Source organism: Pantoea sp. AG702 (genome assembly GCF_003182295.1).
GTDB lineage: Bacteria > Pseudomonadota > Gammaproteobacteria > Enterobacterales > Enterobacteriaceae > Pantoea > Pantoea ananatis.
Window position 1 is genome coordinate 233,691 of sequence record NZ_QGTU01000001.1, and the last position, 15,851, is coordinate 249,541.

Sequence of the window (15,851 nt, forward strand, 5' to 3'; positions counted from 1 at the left end):
GCCTGTTGCGAGCATTTCGCGCCGCTGTTCCGGAACCGCACTCTCCGGAACAGCGTTTTTTACCGCATGACGCGACTCAATAAAATCGGCGTTGCGGGTTATTGCATCGGTAAGTTCAGACCGTGTTTTGTCGCACACTGCTGTGCCTGTTCGTATCCCGCATCGGCATGACGCATCACGCCGGTAGCAGGATCGTTCCATAGCACGCGGCCCAAGCGGGCATCAGCCGCTTCCGTGCCGTCGCACACAATCACCACGCCAGAATGCTGGGAGAAACCCATGCCCACGCCACCACCATGATGTAGGCTCACCCAGGTCGCGCCGCCCGCCGTATTCAGCAGGGCGTTGAGCAGCGGCCAGTCGGATACCGCATCCGAGCCATCTTTCATCGCTTCGGTTTCACGGTTTGGCGAGGCAACAGAGCCGCAGTCGAGGTGATCGCGACCGATCACAATCGGTGCTTTTAGCTCGCCGTTGCGTACCATTTCATTGAACGCGAGGGCCGCGAGATGGCGCTCACCCAATCCCAGCCAGCAGATACGCGCCGGTAAGCCCTGGAAGGCGATGCGTTCCTGCGCCATATCCAGCCAGCGATGTAGCGTTTTATGTTGCGGGAAAAGTTCTTTGAGTTTGGCATCCGTTTTATAGATATCTTCGGGGTCGCCAGACAGGGCAACCCAGCGGAACGGACCTTTACCTTCGCAAAACAGGGGACGGATATAGGCTGGCACAAAACCGGGAAAATCAAAGGCATTGCTGACGCCTTCATCCAGTGCGACCTGGCGAATGTTGTTGCCATAATCGACGGTAGGAATGCCCATATGACAGAAGTCGAGCATCGCCTGAACGTGGACGGCCATAGAGGCACGGGCAGCTTTCTCCACGGCTTTAGGATGTGTCTTGCGTTCCTGCTCCCAGCGTGAGACGTCCCAGTCAATGGGCAGATAGCCGTTAAGGGGATCGTGCGCCGAAGTCTGGTCGGTGACGATGTCAGGCTTAGGTCCACCCGCTTTGGCGCGCTTAACCAGCTCGGGCAGGATTTCCGCCGCGTTGCCCAGCAGGCCGACAGAAATGGCTTTCTTCGCTTTGGTCGCCTCATCAATCAAGGCCAGTGCTTCATCCAGCGAGGTGGCTTTGTAATCGACATAACGCGTGCGTAAACGAAAATCGATACGGGATTCCTGACACTCAATCGCCAGTACGCAGGCGCCCGCCAGCACGCCTGCCAAGGGTTGCGCACCACCCATGCCACCTAAACCGGCGGTCAGGATCCAGCGTCCGCTTAGATCATTGTTATAGTGCTGGCGTCCGGCCTCGACAAACGTCTCGTAGGTGCCCTGAACGATTCCCTGGGCGCCAATGTAAATCCATGAGCCGGCCGTCATCTGGCCATACATCATCAGCCCGGCTTTATCCAGTTCGTGGAAGTGATCCCAGTTAGCCCAGTGAGGAACCAGATTGGAGTTGGCCAGCAGGACGCGGGGGGCATCCGCATGGGTACGAAACACGCCGACGGGTTTGCCCGACTGGATCAGCAGGGTTTCGTCCGGCTGCAGGAGCTGCAGCGATCGTAAAATTTGCTCAAAACATTCCCAGTTGCGCGCGGCTTTACCAATACCGCCGTACACCACCAGATCTTCCGGACGTTCTGCCACGTCGGGATCCAGGTTGTTCTGAATCATGCGGTAAGCTGCTTCAATTAACCAGTTAGCGCAGTGCAGTTCATTTCCACGCGGCGCACGGATCTCGCGTGCTACCGCTTTAGACAGGGTTTCGCTCATGACGGATTCCTTATTTAACTGAATAGGTGCCCATGCTGGGTAGTAATGCGGTGAGTGCCTCTGGCCAGTCGCAGCGGCTTGCCCACTGACGCATCGCCTCAATGTCGGGTGCCAGCAGGCGGTCTTCTTCCAGGAAGGCAACGCGTTCGCGGATGCGGCCAATGGCCTGCTCTATCGGTGCAGAACTTTGCAAGGGACGATGAAACTCAATGCCCTGGGCGGCGGCCATCGCTTCAATGCCCACCACGGCGGCGCTGTTAAAGCACATATCCCCCAGGCGGCGGGCGGCATAGGTGGCCATGGAAACGTGATCTTCCTGGTTAGCCGAGGTCGGTAAGCTGTCTACGCTGCCGGGATGGGCCAGCGATTTATTTTCTGATGCCAGCGCCGCCGCAGTGACCTGGGCAATCATAAAGCCGGAGTTCACGCCGCCGTCGCGAACCAGGAAAGGTGGCAGTCCGGACAGGCCGGTATCCAGTAGCAGGGCCAGTCGACGTTCCGAGATAGCGCCCACTTCAGCCACGGCCAGCGCAATAATGTCGGCTGCAAAGGCGACCGGTTCAGCATGGAAGTTGCCGCCGGAGATCACATCGCCGGTTTCGCTGAAAACCAGCGGATTATCAGAGGCGGCGTTGGCTTCAATTTGCAGGACGCGCGCGGCATGAGAGAGGTTATCCAGGCAGGCGCCCATCACCTGGGGTACGCAGCGGATAGAATAGGGATCCTGTACCCGGCCACAGTGGGTATGTGAACCGAGGATTTCGCTTCCTTCAATCAGGCTGGTAATCGCGGCGGCCACGGCAATCTGCCCGTGCTGACCGCGCGCCTGATGGATACGGGCATCGAAGGGTTTTAACGAACCTTTGATCGCTTCTAACGACAGGGCGCCCGCCAGTAAACCTGCGGCAAACAGGTTTTCGGCTTCAAACAGGCCACGCAGCGCCAGCGCCGTGGAAACCTGGGTGCCGTTAAGCAATGCCAGACCTTCTTTCGGGCCCAGAACAAAGGGCGTCAACCCGACTTTAGCCAGGCCTTCTGTTGCCGCAATAAGTTCCCCTTTGAACCTGACCTGACCTTCACCAAGCAGCATCAGCGACATATGCGCCAGCGGTGCCAGATCGCCCGAGGCACCCACCGATCCTTTTTCCGGAATGCACGGCATGATGCCGGCATTAAACAGGGCCAGCAGGGCATCGATCAGTTCGATGCGTACACCCGAATGGCCCCGCGAAAGGCTGATCACTTTGCTGGCGACGACCAGCCGCGTGACGTTATCAGGCAGTAAATTCCCTAACCCGACGCTGTGGGACAGCACCAGATTACGTTGCAGATCCGCCAGACGGCTGGCGGGGATCTGAGTTTGGGCCAGTTTGCCAAAACCGGTGTTAATGCCGTAAACCACGCTGCCGGAGGCGACGATCGCGTCAACGGTGCGTTGTGCCTCGGCGACGGCCTGGCGGGCGCCATCGTCGAGGCTGAGGGTAACGTTGCCCTGATAAATTGCGCGTAACGTCGCGAGATCAACATTACCTGGCACCAGGTGTAATACCTGAGTCGAACCTGACATAACCTGCTCCTGTCTATACAAGGGTTGGGTTGCCGCAGGGCATCTTTATTGACCCTGATCAACTGAATAACGCGAGTGAACCATAAGTGTCTATTCTTGTCTATACAAGTTGCAATCAGCGTGCCAAACCGATCACAAAATTGATCGGGCGTCAGGACAGGGGGGAGCGAGCAACGACCGGTATTGCTGCACCTTTATCAGGCAGCAGGTGCACGGTTAAAGTGCTGAAACCGCGTCTGAATGTATATACATCCAACCCTGCAGGCAGTAAACTCTGCGCATTATCTGCGAAAGGAAAACGTTATGGCCGAGCATACGGCAATTGCACAACTGGCGGCGGCCATGAGCGATGAACCTGCGCCTATTTATCAACGGGTCAAGCAGGCTATCATCAGCCAGATTCGTGAAGGACACTGGAAAGCAAATCAGCGCGTGCCCTCCGAAAGCGAGCTGGTCAATGAACTAGGCGTGAGCCGGATGACCATCAATCGTGCATTACGCGAGCTGACCAGCGAAGGGTTTCTGGTGCGTATGCAGGGCGTAGGAACATTTGTTGCCGAAATGAAAGGCTATACGGCCATGCTCGAAGTGCATAACATCGCCGATGAAATTGCCCAGCGCGGTCACCAGCACAGCTGCAAAATTCTGATGATGGGTCAGAACAAAGCCGATCCCGAGCAGGCTTCGGTTCTGGGGCTGACCACCGGGCAAACGCTGTTTCATTCGCTGATTGTGCATTATGAAAACGAGTTGCCGGTGCAGCTTGAAGACCGACTGGTGAATCCGCAGCTGGCTCCGGACTATCTGACTCAGGATTACCATACGCTCACGCCTTATACCTATCTGATGCGGGCGGCGCCGTTAACGGCAGGCGAGCACATCGTTGAAGCGGTTATGCCCGATGCGCGTCAGCGTAAACATCTGGCGATCGATGAGCATGAGCCCTGTCTGCTTATCCGCCGCCAGACCTGGAGCGACAATAAAATCGTGACCTATGCGCGATTACTCTATCCGGGCTCGCGCTATAAGCTGCTGGGCCGCTTCAAAGGACACGGGTAAGGCGCACGAACAGCAGTCTTGCCTCGGGACTGGCTGGCGAGAGCAGGGTGGAGTGATCTACCCACCATGTCCCCTGCTGCGCCTCTAACCGCGCGTCATCCGCGATGCGCCATTCTCCGGCTAGCACCCACGCAACGCCGTGCTCGCTGCAGACGGCTTGCGTAACGACGTCGGCCTGCGCCCGCCATGCGTCACGCCGCGTCATGACGTTAAAATCCTGACTGGCCTCTTTGCCTTCCAGACTGGCTTCAAGCGCCCATTCCCCCGCGAAAGCCCAGGGAACTTCAGGCAGTAAGCGGTGCTCGCCTGCCGGACCGCGCAGCAGCACCGGGCTGCCGTTCAGCAGAGTAATGGTGCGATCTATGCCGTTGAACGTCGAAAACGGGCCGTCCTGAGCAATGGTCGCAATACTGGCTCGCCAGGCGAAATCGTCGGCATCAGGCGGAAAGCTGATAATCTCGCGTGTTTCGCCTCCGCCGTTGCGCCAGCGGCTCACGGGTAAGTTTTCCAGAGAAAATAACGTTCTCATTGCAGCGCCGCCATTGCCTGGGCGAAGCGCGCCGCGCAGGCGTGTTCTTCGGCATGATGCCCGTCGTTAATGACCCGATTGCCCGCCACATACACGTCGCGAATCTGATCGCGCTGGCCCGCAAACAGCCATCGGTTAAGCAGGGCGTGTTCATTCACGCTGCCCAGCCAGGCCTGATCGCGCAGTACCAGCCAGTCGGCGCGCTGCCCCACGGCCAGTGAACCACTCCTGATCCCACAGGCCTGAGCGCCGCCTGCAGCTGCCTGCTGCCACAGCAGGTCGCCGACGGAAGGCTGGTGAGCCAGGGCGATACGGTTACGACGGCGGTCGCGCAGACGCTGAGCATATTCCAGCCAGCGCAGCTCTTCCTGAACGCTCAATGAGACATGGCTGTCAGAGCCGATGCCCCAGCGACCGCCCTGAGCGATATAGTCCACCGCCGGGAAAATGCCGTCGCCAAGATTGGCTTCGGTAGTCGGACACAACCCGGCGACCGCGCCGCTGGTGGCAAGGCGCGTCACCTCGCTGTCATCAAGATGTGTGGCATGGATCAGGCACCAGCGCGCGTCAACGTCAAAGCGGTTCATCAGCCAGCTCACCGGGCGCTCGCCGCTCCAGGCCATGCTGTCGTTCACCTCTTTTTCCTGCTCGGCAACGTGGATGTGCACCGGTAACGACCGATCGCTGGCGGCTAACACTTCGTGCATTTGCACTTCGCTCACCGCACGCAGTGAGTGAAAGCACAGGCCCACGTTGTGCAATGGCTTGTCTTTCACCCACGTCTGCAGGCGTGCCTGCTGTTGCAGGTAGTTGTCGGTCTGCTGAATAAAGCGTTTCTGCCCGGCCACAGGCGGCTGCGCGCCAAACCCGCTGTAGCTGTAAAGCACCGGAAGCAGGGTCTGACCAATGCCTGCCGTCTCGGCGGCGGCAATCAACTGCTGCAGCATGGCATCATCGGCATAGGGCGCGCCGTTAACGTCGTGATGCAGATAATGGAATTCTGCAACCTGGCAGTAGCCACCTTTTAACATATCGATGTACAGCAACGCGGCAATATCGCCCACCTGCTGGGGCGTCAGGCGCTGCACCATGCGATACATTAAGTCGCGCCAGGTCCAGAAGCTGTCTTGCGGATCGCCCGCCACTTCGGCCAGACCGGCCATGGCGCGCTGAAAAGCATGAGAGTGCAGATTCGCGATAGCGGGAATGACCTCGCCGGGTAAGCGACATGCCTGACGGTCATCACTGTTGGGCGTGATGGCCTCAATGATTCCGGCCGGACTGACGTGGATGCGTACCTGTTTGTACCAGCCGTCAGCCAGCAGTGCGCGGGGCGCAAAAAAAGTTGCCATAGTTGATCCTCAAGGGATGTGGTTGTATATACATATACATACTTTAAAGTGGGCTGTAAACGGCGAGAGTAACGAGAGGCAGGAATGGCAGAAGAACTCCAGGTAGACAGTGTGTGGACCGGTGCTGATGTGGTGACCATGCGCGGTGGTCGCTACGCGATGATTGAGCAGGGGGCGCTGGCGGTGAAGGCAGACAAGCTGGTGTGGGTAGGCGCCGCCGCGGATATGCCTGCCTTTAGCGCACAAAAACATCATCAGTTACCGGGCGGGATCATCACGCCAGGGCTGGTCGATTGTCATACGCATCTGGTTTTTGGTGGGGATCGCAGTCAGGAATTTGAACAGCGTCTCAACGGGGTCAGTTATGCCGACATAGCGGCACAGGGCGGGGGCATCCTCTCTACCGTTCGGGCTACGCGCGCGGCCAGCGAGCAGGCGCTGGTTTCATCGGCCCGCTGGCGACTGAATCGTTTACTGGCTGAAGGCGTGACGACTGTCGAGATCAAATCCGGTTACGGGCTGGACGAAGAGAGCGAATTACGTATGCTGCGCGCCATCCGCCAACTGGGTAAAGAGGTGGCTGCGGATGTGCAGGCAACCTGCCTTGCTGCGCACGCTTTTCCGCCGGAATTTAAACAGGATCCCGAGGGCTGGATAGCGATTATCTGCGAACGCCTGCTGCCTCAGGTCAAAGCCGAAGGGCTGGCTGACGCGGTTGATGCTTTCTGTGAACATCTGGCCTTTTCTCCTCAGCAGGTGGCCCGGGTGTTTGAGCGGGCAAAGGCGCTGGGGCTGCCGGTAAAACTTCATGCAGAGCAGTTGTCTGCGCTGGGTGGTGCGGCGCTGGCAGCACGCCATGACGCGCTCTCAGCCGATCACCTGGAATATGCCACCGAGCAGGATGTCCAGGCGATGGCCGGGCACGGCACGGTCGCGGTACTGCTGCCCGGCGCATTTTACCTGTTACGGGAAACGCAGCGCCCACCTGTGGCGCTGTTTCGCCGCTATGGCGTGCCCATGGCGCTGGCGAGTGATGCCAACCCTGGTACCTCTCCGGCCCTGTCACTGCGGTTAATGCTCAATATGGGCTGCACGTTATTTGGCATGACGCCGGAAGAGGCGCTGGCCGGCGTCACCCTGTGGGGCGCGAAGGCGCTAGGGCTGGAAGCCAGCCACGGCTCGCTTGAGGCTGGCAAAGTTGCCAGTTTTGTCCACTGGCCGCTGGCTCGCCCGGCGGAACTGGTTTACTGGCTGGGCGGTGAACTGCCCTGTACGGTCATCTATCGCGGAGAAGCACAATGACACCTTTTCATTTCACCCAGGGCAATATTCCCCTACTGGTCAGTATCCCTCATGCCGGTACGCTGTTGACACCGGAAGTGGAGGAGGGACTCAGCGAGGCCGCCCGCAACTTACCTGACACCGACTGGCACCTGCCACAACTTTATGATTTTCTGCGTGATATGGGAGCGAGCATTATCATCGGTCGCTACTCACGATTTGTTATCGATCTGAATCGCCCGTCGGATAATCAACCGCTCTATACCACGGCCACGACCGGCCTGTTCCCCGAAACCCTGTTTGACGGCACGCCGACTTTTATCGAGGGCAAAACGCCCACGGATGCGCAGCGCCAGGGCTACATCAACGCTATCTGGCAACCTTACCATCAGCAGATTCAGCAGACGCTGGCGCAAATGAAAGCGGAGTTTGGTTACGCTTTGCTGTTTGATGCGCACTCTATTGCCAGTGAAATTCCCCGTCTGTTTGAGGGGCGGTTGCCGGATCTCAATATTGGTACCAACGATGGGGCGAGCTGCAGCAGTGTCGTGATTAACGGACTCACCTCGGTGTGCCGCGCGCAGGATCGCTACAGCTGGGTGGTGAACGGCCGTTTCAAAGGCGGTTATATCACGCGTGCTTACGGGCAGCCGCAGCAGCAGGTTCAGGCTGTGCAGCTGGAGCTGTCGCAAATTAACTATATGGATGAAACGCCGCCGTTTACCTGGCATGAAGCGCGGGCTGCGCAGTTGAAGAAGGTGTTAAAGCCGCTGCTGCATAGCTTTCTCGAACAGGGAAAAACGGGCTGAGGCGTAACCCAATCACCGCGGCCCGGCTGGCGGTTTTGGCCGGCGCAGAATAACGGACCTGATGGGCTTCGGCCACTTAGCGCCCGTTGGCACAATAGCACACAGCCGGGCGCCAAGCCGGGTCCCGGCTGCCTCCTTTTACCGCATACCGCACGACTTTCTCCCACGACTCTCAGCATCTTTTCGCCTGTTCAGGCAAGGTATTTACAGGTGCGCGCCAGGCATGAAGAGGCTGAGCGATGATGTTCGCCAGACCGGTGAGAGGGGCTAAATGCAGGGCGCTTATCCGTGATCCCCGCCAGGCGATAACATAACCGGTTGCCGATCTGTTTCTGTCCGCCGCAGCACTGCGCGCAAGTTTGCGCTGAATGTGTGCAGTGCTGCACCTGAAACGGGCATTGGCCTGGTAAGAGCACTTTCACCGGGCAATGGGGCGGCGGTTGCCGAGCGTCCTGAACTGGCACGACCTTTGCTAGGTTGTATGTACAAGTTAGCTCTGTTCGATATCCCGTTGCTATTTATCGTGTCTGGCTCACAAAACGATCAAGCCGACAATGAATTCGACAATGTTAGCTTGTATATACATGATTCATCATCTTGTAAGTTTTTTGTTAAAACAACACTGACACTCTTAAAACGCATTTTCATCCAGGAGAAGCCGTATGAAGCACCCCGAAGCGTTTCGCCGTTTTTGCCTTACGACCCTGTTTTCCAGCCTGCTGCTCAGCACCGTTGCGGTGCAGGCGAAAGAGTGGAAATCGATCACGATAGCGACGGAAGGCAGCTATGAACCCTGGAACCTGACGCTGCCCGGCGGCAAACTCGGGGGATTTGAGCCGGAACTCATGGCCAACCTGTGCAAGCGCATGGGCATGGAATGCAAACTGGTTGTCCAGAACTGGGATGGCATGATTGCCGGGCTGAATGCGGGTAAATACGACGTGATCATGGACGCCATTGTGATCACGCCAGAGCGAAAAAAAGTGGTCAGTTTTACGCTTCCCTATGCCTCTACGCCAGCCACCTTTATTGCCGTAAAAGGGACGCTGCTCCCCCCGGGCAAGGGCGTGACGAAGTTGCATGATGATGAAAAAGAGATTGAAACCGCGCTGGCACCGATAAAGGCGGCCCTGAAAGGAAAAACCATCGGTATCGCCTCCGGCACGGTATATACGCCTTTTATCGATAAATATTTCAAAGGCGTGGCCGACATACGCGAATACACCACCTCTGCCGATGCCATTCTGGATTTACAGGCTGGACGTATTGATGCGGTGTTTGACGATGTGACCTTTGCCAAATCAATGCTGACGCGCAAAGACAACAGCAACCTGGCCTTCAGCGGTCCGCAACTGGGCGGCCCGATCTGGGGCGAAGGTGAAGCCATGGGCGTGCGGATGGCAGACGGCGATCTGAAAGCAAAACTGGACGATGCCATCAAGGCCGCGCTGGCTGACGGCACCGTAAAAGAGCTCAGCGAGAAATGGTTTAAAACTGACGTTACGCCATAAGTGAGGTCGAGCATGATGAGCCTGCTGGGTTTTGGCGCAGATGGCTGGGGGCGGCTGATAGTGAGCGCAACGCTCACTACATTGCTGTTGTCGCTGGTCGCGCTGATGGTAGGAGCCGTCGTGGGCTCAGGCATCGCCGCGGCGAAATTGTCTTCTCACCGTCCCTTACGCTGGTTGGGTGAGGGCTATTCGGTGATTTTTCGCGGCATCCCGGAGCTACTGGTGATCTACCTGTTTTACTTTGGTGGTTCAGGCCTGATCACCCAGATTGGTCAAATATTTGGTGCGCAGGGATTTATCGAGGCGCCGCCTTTTCTGATCGGCGCACTGGCGATCGGGCTGATTTCGGGCTCCTATCAGGCTGAAGTTTATCGTGCTGCCCGGCTGGCGCTGTCCCGGGGCGAAGTGGAAGCGGCGGTGGCAACAGGCATGTCGCGTTGGCGAATTCGTCAGCGCATCCTGCTGCCTCAGGTGGCGCGCTACGCGCTACCTGGCCTGTCCAATGTCTGGCAGATGAGCCTGAAAGACTCTGCGTTGGTTTCGGTCACCGGCATCGTGGAACTGATGCGCGCCAGTCAGGTCGCGGCGGGTTCTACGCGGGACTACTTCACCTTTTATCTGATCGGCGGCGGATGCTATCTGTTGTTAACTGTGCTGTCGAATCGGGCTTTTCTGCGCGTGGAAGCTCGTCTGGGCCGCGCCTGGCAGAGCCGAACGGCGGCACAGCATTAAGGAACCGCACCATGATCGATTTTGCCTTTCTTGCTGATACTTTCCTGAAGTTAAGCGCCGCCCTGCCGGTTACGCTCGGCCTGTTTATCAGTTCATTCCTGTGCGGCGGCGTGCTGGCGGTGGGCATTCTGGCGCTGCGCATGAGCCGCTGGCGCATACTAAGCAGTTTTGCCCGTGGCTATATTCTGGTGTTTCGCGGTTCTCCCCTGATGATCCAGCTGTTTTTAATCTATTACGGCCTGGGCCAGTTTGGCGTGATTCGCCACAGTTTTGTCTGGCCGTTTTTACGTGAGCCATTCAGCTGTGCCGTGCTGGCGCTGTCCCTGTGCACCGCTGCCTATACGGCAGAAATCCTGCGTGGTGCGTTGCTGGCGGTGCCCGCCGGGCAGGTGGAAGCCGGTATGGCGTGCGGTATGTCGCGCTGGCTGCTGCTGCGGCGCATTATTGCGCCCGTGATGTTGCGCTATGCCTTGCCGGCCTATTCAACCGAAGCCATTTTGCTGGTGAAGTCCACCGCACTTGCCAGCCTGGTTACCGTGTGGGATGTCACGGGCGTGGCGCAGCAGATTATCCAGCGTACCTACCGCACGATGGAGGTGTTTCTGTGTGCCGCCGCCATTTACCTGATCCTCAATTTCATCATCGTGCAGCTGTATGCCCTGCTTGAGCGTCGACTGACGCCGGTTCATCAGCCCGCAAAGAAGCCGCTAGCGGCCATTAAACCCGTCCCTGGGGGAGATTAAGATGCAGGATTCATCCGCCGTAACGCTGTCCGCCAGCGATATCCATAAATCATTTGGTGCCATGGAAGTGCTGAAAGGCATTTCATTACAGGCCCACAAAGGTGACGTCATTTCGATCCTCGGTGCCAGCGGCTCGGGCAAAAGTACCTTGCTGCGCTGTATTAACCTGCTGGAAACACCCGATTCCGGCGTGGTAAGCGTCGGCGGGGAAACCATTGAGATGAAACGCCATGCCCGCGGGCATCAACTGGCCGCGAATCCCAAACAGGTGGAACGTTTGCGCTCACGCCTGGGGATGGTTTTTCAGAGCTTCAATCTCTGGTCCCATATGACCGTGCTGCAAAACGTCATTGAAGGGCCGCACTATGTTCTGAAACGCGATAAGAAAACCTGTATTGCGCAGGCAGAACAGCTGCTGGACCGGGTCGGACTTTTGAATCGCAAAGGTTTTTATCCGGCCCAGTTGTCGGGTGGTCAACAGCAGCGCGTCGCCATTGCCCGTGCGCTAGCCATGGACCCGGAGGTGATGTTATTTGATGAGCCCACCTCGGCACTTGATCCTGAACTGGTCGGCGAAGTGCTGAAGGTCATGCGCAGTCTGGCAGAAGAGGGGCGCACCATGTTAGTGGTGACGCATGAAATGGGGTTTGCCCGCCACGTATCAAACCGGGTGATATTTATGCATCAAGGCACCATTGACTGTCAGGGAACGCCGGATGACATGTTCGGTGAGGGCGGCTCGGCGCGCTTCAGGCAGTTTATCTCCAGCCACCATGCAGCGGAGTCTGTGTAATGAGTCGCGTTGTTGTCTGGGGAGACGCGCCGGTAGCCTGGCAGGAGGTGGTTGAGGTCGCCCGCCACGATGCCGAGCTGGTGCTGAGCGAGAGTGCCTGGCAGCGCATTGCCCGGGGGCGAGAAATCGTAACGAATATCGTTGCGAGTGGTCAGATCGCCTATGGCATCAACACGGGGCTGGGGGCGCTGTGCAATATTATGCTGGCGGAAGAAGAGCTGAGTCAGCTGTCGCGTAACACCTTGTTAAGTCATGCCTGTGGCGTGGGGCCGCTGCTGGCAAAACATGAGGTGCGCGCTATCTTATGCACCGCAATAGCGAACTACAGTCACGGGAAATCCGGCGTGTCGGTCGAACTGGTTCGGCGCCTGTTGGTGCTGCTTAACCAGCACATTACGCCTCAGGTGCCTTCGCAGGGATCGGTAGGGTATTTGACGCACATGGCGCATATCAGCCTGACGCTGATTGGCGTGGGCGAGGCGGAACTTGATGGGCAGATTGTGCCTGCCAGTGAGGCGCTGGCGCGGACCGGACTCACGCCCTATCGACCTGGTGCAAAAGAGGGGCTTAGCCTGGTAAACGGTACGCCGTGCATGACCGGACTGGCCTGCCTGGCGCTGGATGATGCCCGCCGTTTGCTGGACTGGGCGGACGTTACCGGAGCCATGAGTTTTGAAGCCTTGCGTGGTCAGCTGGTTGCCTTTGACGAAGAGGTGTTGTCCCTTAAAGCCAGCCCGGGTATCCAGCGCAGCGGCGAGCGGTTACGGCGTTTACTGGGCGACAGCCCGCTATTGAAGATAAGCAGCGGCATCCGGACCCAGGATGCATTGAGCCTGCGATCCATGCCGCAGGTGCACGGTGCCTGCCGCGATCAGTTTGCACATGTCGAGCGTCAGATTGCAACGGAACTCAACGCCTGTACCGATAATCCACTGGTAATGGGCACACCGCAGGCCTGGCGCGTGGTCTCACAAGCGCATCCACATGGTGAATCGGTCGCGATGGCCTGCGACCTGCTGGCCATTGCCCTGGCGGAACTGGGGAGCATTGCCGAACGGCGTCTGGATCGTCTGGTCAACCCGTTGGTCAGCGGCTTACCGCCTTTCCTGGTCGGCCAGCCCGGCGTCAACTCCGGCATGATGATTGCGCAATACGTGGCGGCCTCGCTCTGTGCTGAGAATCGCCAGTTGGCCCAGCCGGCGGTGCTGGATAACTACATCACCTCCGGGCTACAGGAAGACCACCTCAGTCTGGGAACCGGTGCGGCATTAAAATTGCTGAAAACCGTGAGTAACGTCTATCACATTCTCGCCATTGAATACCTGCTGGCGGCCCAGGCGCTGGAGTTCCACGGTGAGGCGCAACTGGCAAGTGGAACCCTTCGCGCCTGGCGACGTCTGCGTCAGATTGTACCCTGCTGGCAGGAGGATCGGTGGCTGGCACCGGAGATTGCCCGCGCGGTGCAGGTCCTTCGAACCCAGATGCCGGAGGTGCTCTGAGATTTATCCCCGCCGCGCATCCGGACGCACCAGGTCAAACCGCTGCGCCTCAGTGATCCCGTAATAGGCACTGGGGCCGCCCGCGCGCAGAATCGGTTCGGCTTTTGCCGTCTGATAAATCCCGTTTTCCAGCAGCCTTTCGTCAATGTGGATAGCGACGGCTTCGCCTAACACCAGCCAGCTGTCGATGGCTTTTCCCTGCGCATCCTGCAACTGAATCAGCTGCGTGAGTTTACATTCAAAATTCACCGGGCTTTCCTGCACCAGACTGGCGTTGACCTGAGAGGCGGCCAGGGGCGTTAAACCGGCAAGGGCAAACTCGTCCTGATCGGCGGGCGCAGAAATCGAACTTTCATTCATGGCCTCAGCCAGCGGACGGGTCGCCAGATTCCAGACAAATTCTTTGGTTTCAGCAATATTTTGCACACTGTCTTTCCAGCCGCTACTGGCAAAACCAATGATCGGCGGCAGGTAATTGAAACAGTTGAAAAAGCTGTAAGGGGCAAGATTACGTATGCCTTTGGCGCTGGTGGAGCTTATCCAGCCGATGGGGCGCGGGCCGATAATCGCATTGAGTGGATCGTGCGGCAGACCGTGTCCGGCGCGTGGCTGGTATGAATAACGTTTGTTCATGGTTGTCTCCCTGTAAAAGCTGATTCAAGCGTAGTGGGTAAATGGCTGTTGGCGGGGCAAATCTGTAAAAAAGGTCTCGATCAGGTACCGGATTATTCCTGAATAATAACAGCCGTTACTTTCTGTGCTAACGGATGAATTTTTATTTATATCAGTTAGTTAAGTGTTATTTTCCGATTTTACTGCTGAAAACAGATGGTGCAAAAGTAAACGAAAAGTAAACGATTGCATTTTATACATTTTGTGCTAACAAAGTTTCGTATTTGTTTAACGAATTAGGTGCACTATACAACCTCATCAATTGTTCTCGTGGTCGATATGAAAAAAATTCTTGTTACAGGATCTTCTGGATTCGTTGGTGGTGCAGTTGTGGCAGAATTGCTGATGCGCCAGGATGTTGAGTTGCTGCTGCTTGTCAGAGCCAGCGATGCTAACCAGGGACTGGAGAGGGTTAAAGAAAATTTAACCAAGTTTTCATGTTCGGCACAGGCGATTCAACGCCTGACCGCAGATCATATTCTGGTCGGCGATCTCCTTGCACCCGAACTTTTTCTGGGTGATGCGCGTATCGATCAGGTCAGCCACGTTATCAACTGCGCAGCGATTGCGTCATTTGGTGAAAATAACGATATCTGGCGCGTCAACGTCGAAGGCACCTTTAAGCTGGCTGCCAGAATGGCTGGGCTGCCAGAATTCGTAAAATTTGTTCACGTGGGCACGGCAATGTCTTCCGCGCCGGATCAGGGTGAAGTCGTCAAAGAGGACCTGGTGCTGTCGTCACGTGAAGATCACATTGTCGATTACACCTATTCCAAATCTTATATCGAAAACAAGATCAAGCAGGAGTTACCGCACCTGCCGCTGGTCATTGCCCGTCCGTCCATCGTTGTTGGCCATTCTCAGGAAGGTTGTACGCCGTCAGGCAGCATTTTCTGGGTATTTAAAATGGTGATGAAGCTGGAGAAATTCCTCTGCTCGCTTGATGATCGTGTCGATGTTATCCCGGTGGACTACTGTGCAAAATCCCTGGTATTCCTGATGGATCACGGCTGCACCAAAGAGATGGTCTACCATATTTCTGCCGGTGAGCGCAGCAGCAACACCTTCTCTGAGATCGATTCGGCCTTTGCCACCGCAGAAAAAAGTGCACCGCTGGCACCTAACTATCTGCAAGTTGATTTCAGCGAAATCGTTAAAGAGCGTAAGAACTTTAAAAAGATTTACGGGCCTTGCAACGAACGCCTGATGCTGCGCGCGATGCGTCTGTACGGCGAGTTTGCCCGTCTGAATGTCGTGTTCTCTAATGATAAGTTGCTGCGTCTGGGAATGAGTTCGCCCCCGGGCTTTACCAGCTATATCGATCGTTGTGTAGAAACGACGAAAGGGATGCCCATCCAGGATTTAATGCGCGTCGATTTTAAATAATCCCGCATTTGTGCGTCGCGCCGCCAGCATGATGACTGGCGGCGCGCATTTTGCTCTCTGCTCATGCTTTTCCCTTCGTCTGCCTTTTATTCGCTTTGCAAAACACCCTAAACTGCGGTTCGCCTGCATAACGTCAC

The 15,851-nt window shown here is 57.0% G+C and carries 14 protein-coding genes; 9 read left to right on the plus strand and 5 right to left on the minus strand.

The features are described 5' to 3' along the window. Window positions 1-98: 98 nt before the first annotated feature. A complete protein-coding gene (hutU, locus tag DFO57_RS01135; protein ID WP_014593258.1) occupies window positions 99-1,781 on the minus strand; it encodes a urocanate hydratase in 1,683 nt (560 codons plus the stop codon). Between the two features lie 10 nt (window positions 1,782-1,791). After that, the gene (hutH, locus tag DFO57_RS01140) at window positions 1,792-3,348 is read right to left on the minus strand and encodes a histidine ammonia-lyase (protein WP_014593259.1); all 1,557 of its coding nucleotides are present in this window, start codon (window positions 3,346-3,348) and stop codon (window positions 1,792-1,794) included. 303 nt (window positions 3,349-3,651) lie between these two features. Here hutH (DFO57_RS01140) and hutC point away from each other — a divergent pair, with 303 nt between their 5' ends. Next, window positions 3,652-4,407, plus strand: a complete 756-nt coding sequence (gene hutC, locus DFO57_RS01145) for a histidine utilization repressor (RefSeq protein ID WP_014606249.1) — start codon at window positions 3,652-3,654, stop codon at window positions 4,405-4,407. On the opposite strand, the gene DFO57_RS01150 is transcribed toward hutC, so the two are convergent. Both DFO57_RS01150 and DFO57_RS01155 read right to left on the minus strand, forming a co-directional pair. Continuing rightward, window positions 4,391-4,936 (minus strand): HutD family protein, encoded by a 546-nt coding sequence (locus DFO57_RS01150; RefSeq protein WP_014606248.1) that lies wholly within the window; start codon window positions 4,934-4,936, stop codon window positions 4,391-4,393. The genes hutC and DFO57_RS01150 overlap by 17 nt on opposite strands. Beyond that, window positions 4,933-6,288 (minus strand): formimidoylglutamate deiminase, encoded by a 1,356-nt coding sequence (locus DFO57_RS01155; protein WP_110014988.1) that lies wholly within the window; start codon window positions 6,286-6,288, stop codon window positions 4,933-4,935. The genes DFO57_RS01150 and DFO57_RS01155 overlap by 4 nt, the downstream gene beginning before the upstream one ends. An 84-nt stretch (window positions 6,289-6,372) precedes the next feature. Here DFO57_RS01155 and hutI point away from each other — a divergent pair, with 84 nt between their 5' ends. From hutI to hutH (DFO57_RS01190), 7 genes are all read left to right on the plus strand, one after another. Continuing rightward, complete coding sequence (gene hutI / locus DFO57_RS01160) at window positions 6,373-7,590, plus strand: imidazolonepropionase (protein ID WP_014593262.1); 1,218 nt, start codon at window positions 6,373-6,375, stop codon at window positions 7,588-7,590. Continuing rightward, complete coding sequence (gene hutG, locus DFO57_RS01165) at window positions 7,587-8,378, plus strand: N-formylglutamate deformylase (protein WP_110014989.1); 792 nt, start codon at window positions 7,587-7,589, stop codon at window positions 8,376-8,378. Before hutI ends, hutG begins: the two co-directional genes overlap by 4 nt. Before the next feature lie 662 nt (window positions 8,379-9,040). After that, the gene (locus DFO57_RS01170) at window positions 9,041-9,889 is read left to right on the plus strand and encodes a transporter substrate-binding domain-containing protein (protein WP_015700692.1); all 849 of its coding nucleotides are present in this window, start codon (window positions 9,041-9,043) and stop codon (window positions 9,887-9,889) included. A 12-nt stretch (window positions 9,890-9,901) separates the two neighbouring features. Next, a complete protein-coding gene (locus DFO57_RS01175; RefSeq protein ID WP_015700691.1) occupies window positions 9,902-10,621 on the plus strand; it encodes an ABC transporter permease in 720 nt (239 codons plus the stop codon). Window positions 10,622-10,632: 11 nt separating this feature from the next. Next, a complete protein-coding gene (locus DFO57_RS01180; protein WP_013025162.1) occupies window positions 10,633-11,364 on the plus strand; it encodes an ABC transporter permease in 732 nt (243 codons plus the stop codon). 1 nt (window position 11,365) lies between these two features. Further along, the gene (locus DFO57_RS01185; protein ID WP_013025163.1) at window positions 11,366-12,157 is read left to right on the plus strand and encodes an ABC transporter ATP-binding protein; all 792 of its coding nucleotides are present in this window, start codon (window positions 11,366-11,368) and stop codon (window positions 12,155-12,157) included. Then, window positions 12,157-13,656: a histidine ammonia-lyase gene (gene hutH, locus DFO57_RS01190; protein WP_110014990.1), complete on the plus strand. Its 1,500-nt coding sequence runs from the start codon at window positions 12,157-12,159 to the stop codon at window positions 13,654-13,656. Before DFO57_RS01185 ends, hutH (DFO57_RS01190) begins: the two co-directional genes overlap by 1 nt. Window positions 13,657-13,659: 3 nt before the next feature. On the opposite strand, the gene DFO57_RS01195 is transcribed toward hutH (DFO57_RS01190), so the two are convergent. Then, on the minus strand, window positions 13,660-14,289 hold the full coding sequence (locus DFO57_RS01195; RefSeq protein ID WP_014593268.1) for a flavin reductase family protein: 630 nt from the start codon (window positions 14,287-14,289) through the stop codon (window positions 13,660-13,662). Window positions 14,290-14,607: 318 nt separating this feature from the next. Here DFO57_RS01195 and DFO57_RS01200 point away from each other — a divergent pair, with 318 nt between their 5' ends. Next, window positions 14,608-15,714: an SDR family oxidoreductase gene (locus tag DFO57_RS01200; RefSeq protein WP_014593269.1), complete on the plus strand. Its 1,107-nt coding sequence runs from the start codon at window positions 14,608-14,610 to the stop codon at window positions 15,712-15,714. Window positions 15,715-15,851 lie beyond the last annotated feature (137 nt).

What these genes read in the sequence shown, in the direction of transcription:
- DFO57_RS01150 (WP_014606248.1), bottom strand. Translation starts at nt 4,936, where the DNA reads ATGAGAACGTTATTTTCTCTGGAAAACTTACCCGTGAGCCGCTGGCGC.
- DFO57_RS01170 (WP_015700692.1), top strand. Translation starts at nt 9,041, where the DNA reads ATGAAGCACCCCGAAGCGTTTCGCCGTTTTTGCCTTACGACCCTGTTT.
- DFO57_RS01155 (WP_110014988.1), bottom strand. Translation starts at nt 6,288, where the DNA reads ATGGCAACTTTTTTTGCGCCCCGCGCACTGCTGGCTGACGGCTGGTAC.
- DFO57_RS01195 (WP_014593268.1), bottom strand. Translation starts at nt 14,289, where the DNA reads ATGAACAAACGTTATTCATACCAGCCACGCGCCGGACACGGTCTGCCG.
- DFO57_RS01200 (WP_014593269.1), top strand. Translation starts at nt 14,608, where the DNA reads ATGAAAAAAATTCTTGTTACAGGATCTTCTGGATTCGTTGGTGGTGCA.
- DFO57_RS01175 (WP_015700691.1), top strand. Translation starts at nt 9,902, where the DNA reads ATGATGAGCCTGCTGGGTTTTGGCGCAGATGGCTGGGGGCGGCTGATA.
- hutG (WP_110014989.1), top strand. Translation starts at nt 7,587, where the DNA reads ATGACACCTTTTCATTTCACCCAGGGCAATATTCCCCTACTGGTCAGT.
- hutH (WP_014593259.1), bottom strand. Translation starts at nt 3,348, where the DNA reads ATGTCAGGTTCGACTCAGGTATTACACCTGGTGCCAGGTAATGTTGAT.
- hutI (WP_014593262.1), top strand. Translation starts at nt 6,373, where the DNA reads ATGGCAGAAGAACTCCAGGTAGACAGTGTGTGGACCGGTGCTGATGTG.
- DFO57_RS01185 (WP_013025163.1), top strand. Translation starts at nt 11,366, where the DNA reads ATGCAGGATTCATCCGCCGTAACGCTGTCCGCCAGCGATATCCATAAA.
- hutH (WP_110014990.1), top strand. Translation starts at nt 12,157, where the DNA reads ATGAGTCGCGTTGTTGTCTGGGGAGACGCGCCGGTAGCCTGGCAGGAG.
- hutU (WP_014593258.1), bottom strand. Translation starts at nt 1,781, where the DNA reads ATGAGCGAAACCCTGTCTAAAGCGGTAGCACGCGAGATCCGTGCGCCG.
- hutC (WP_014606249.1), top strand. Translation starts at nt 3,652, where the DNA reads ATGGCCGAGCATACGGCAATTGCACAACTGGCGGCGGCCATGAGCGAT.
- DFO57_RS01180 (WP_013025162.1), top strand. Translation starts at nt 10,633, where the DNA reads ATGATCGATTTTGCCTTTCTTGCTGATACTTTCCTGAAGTTAAGCGCC.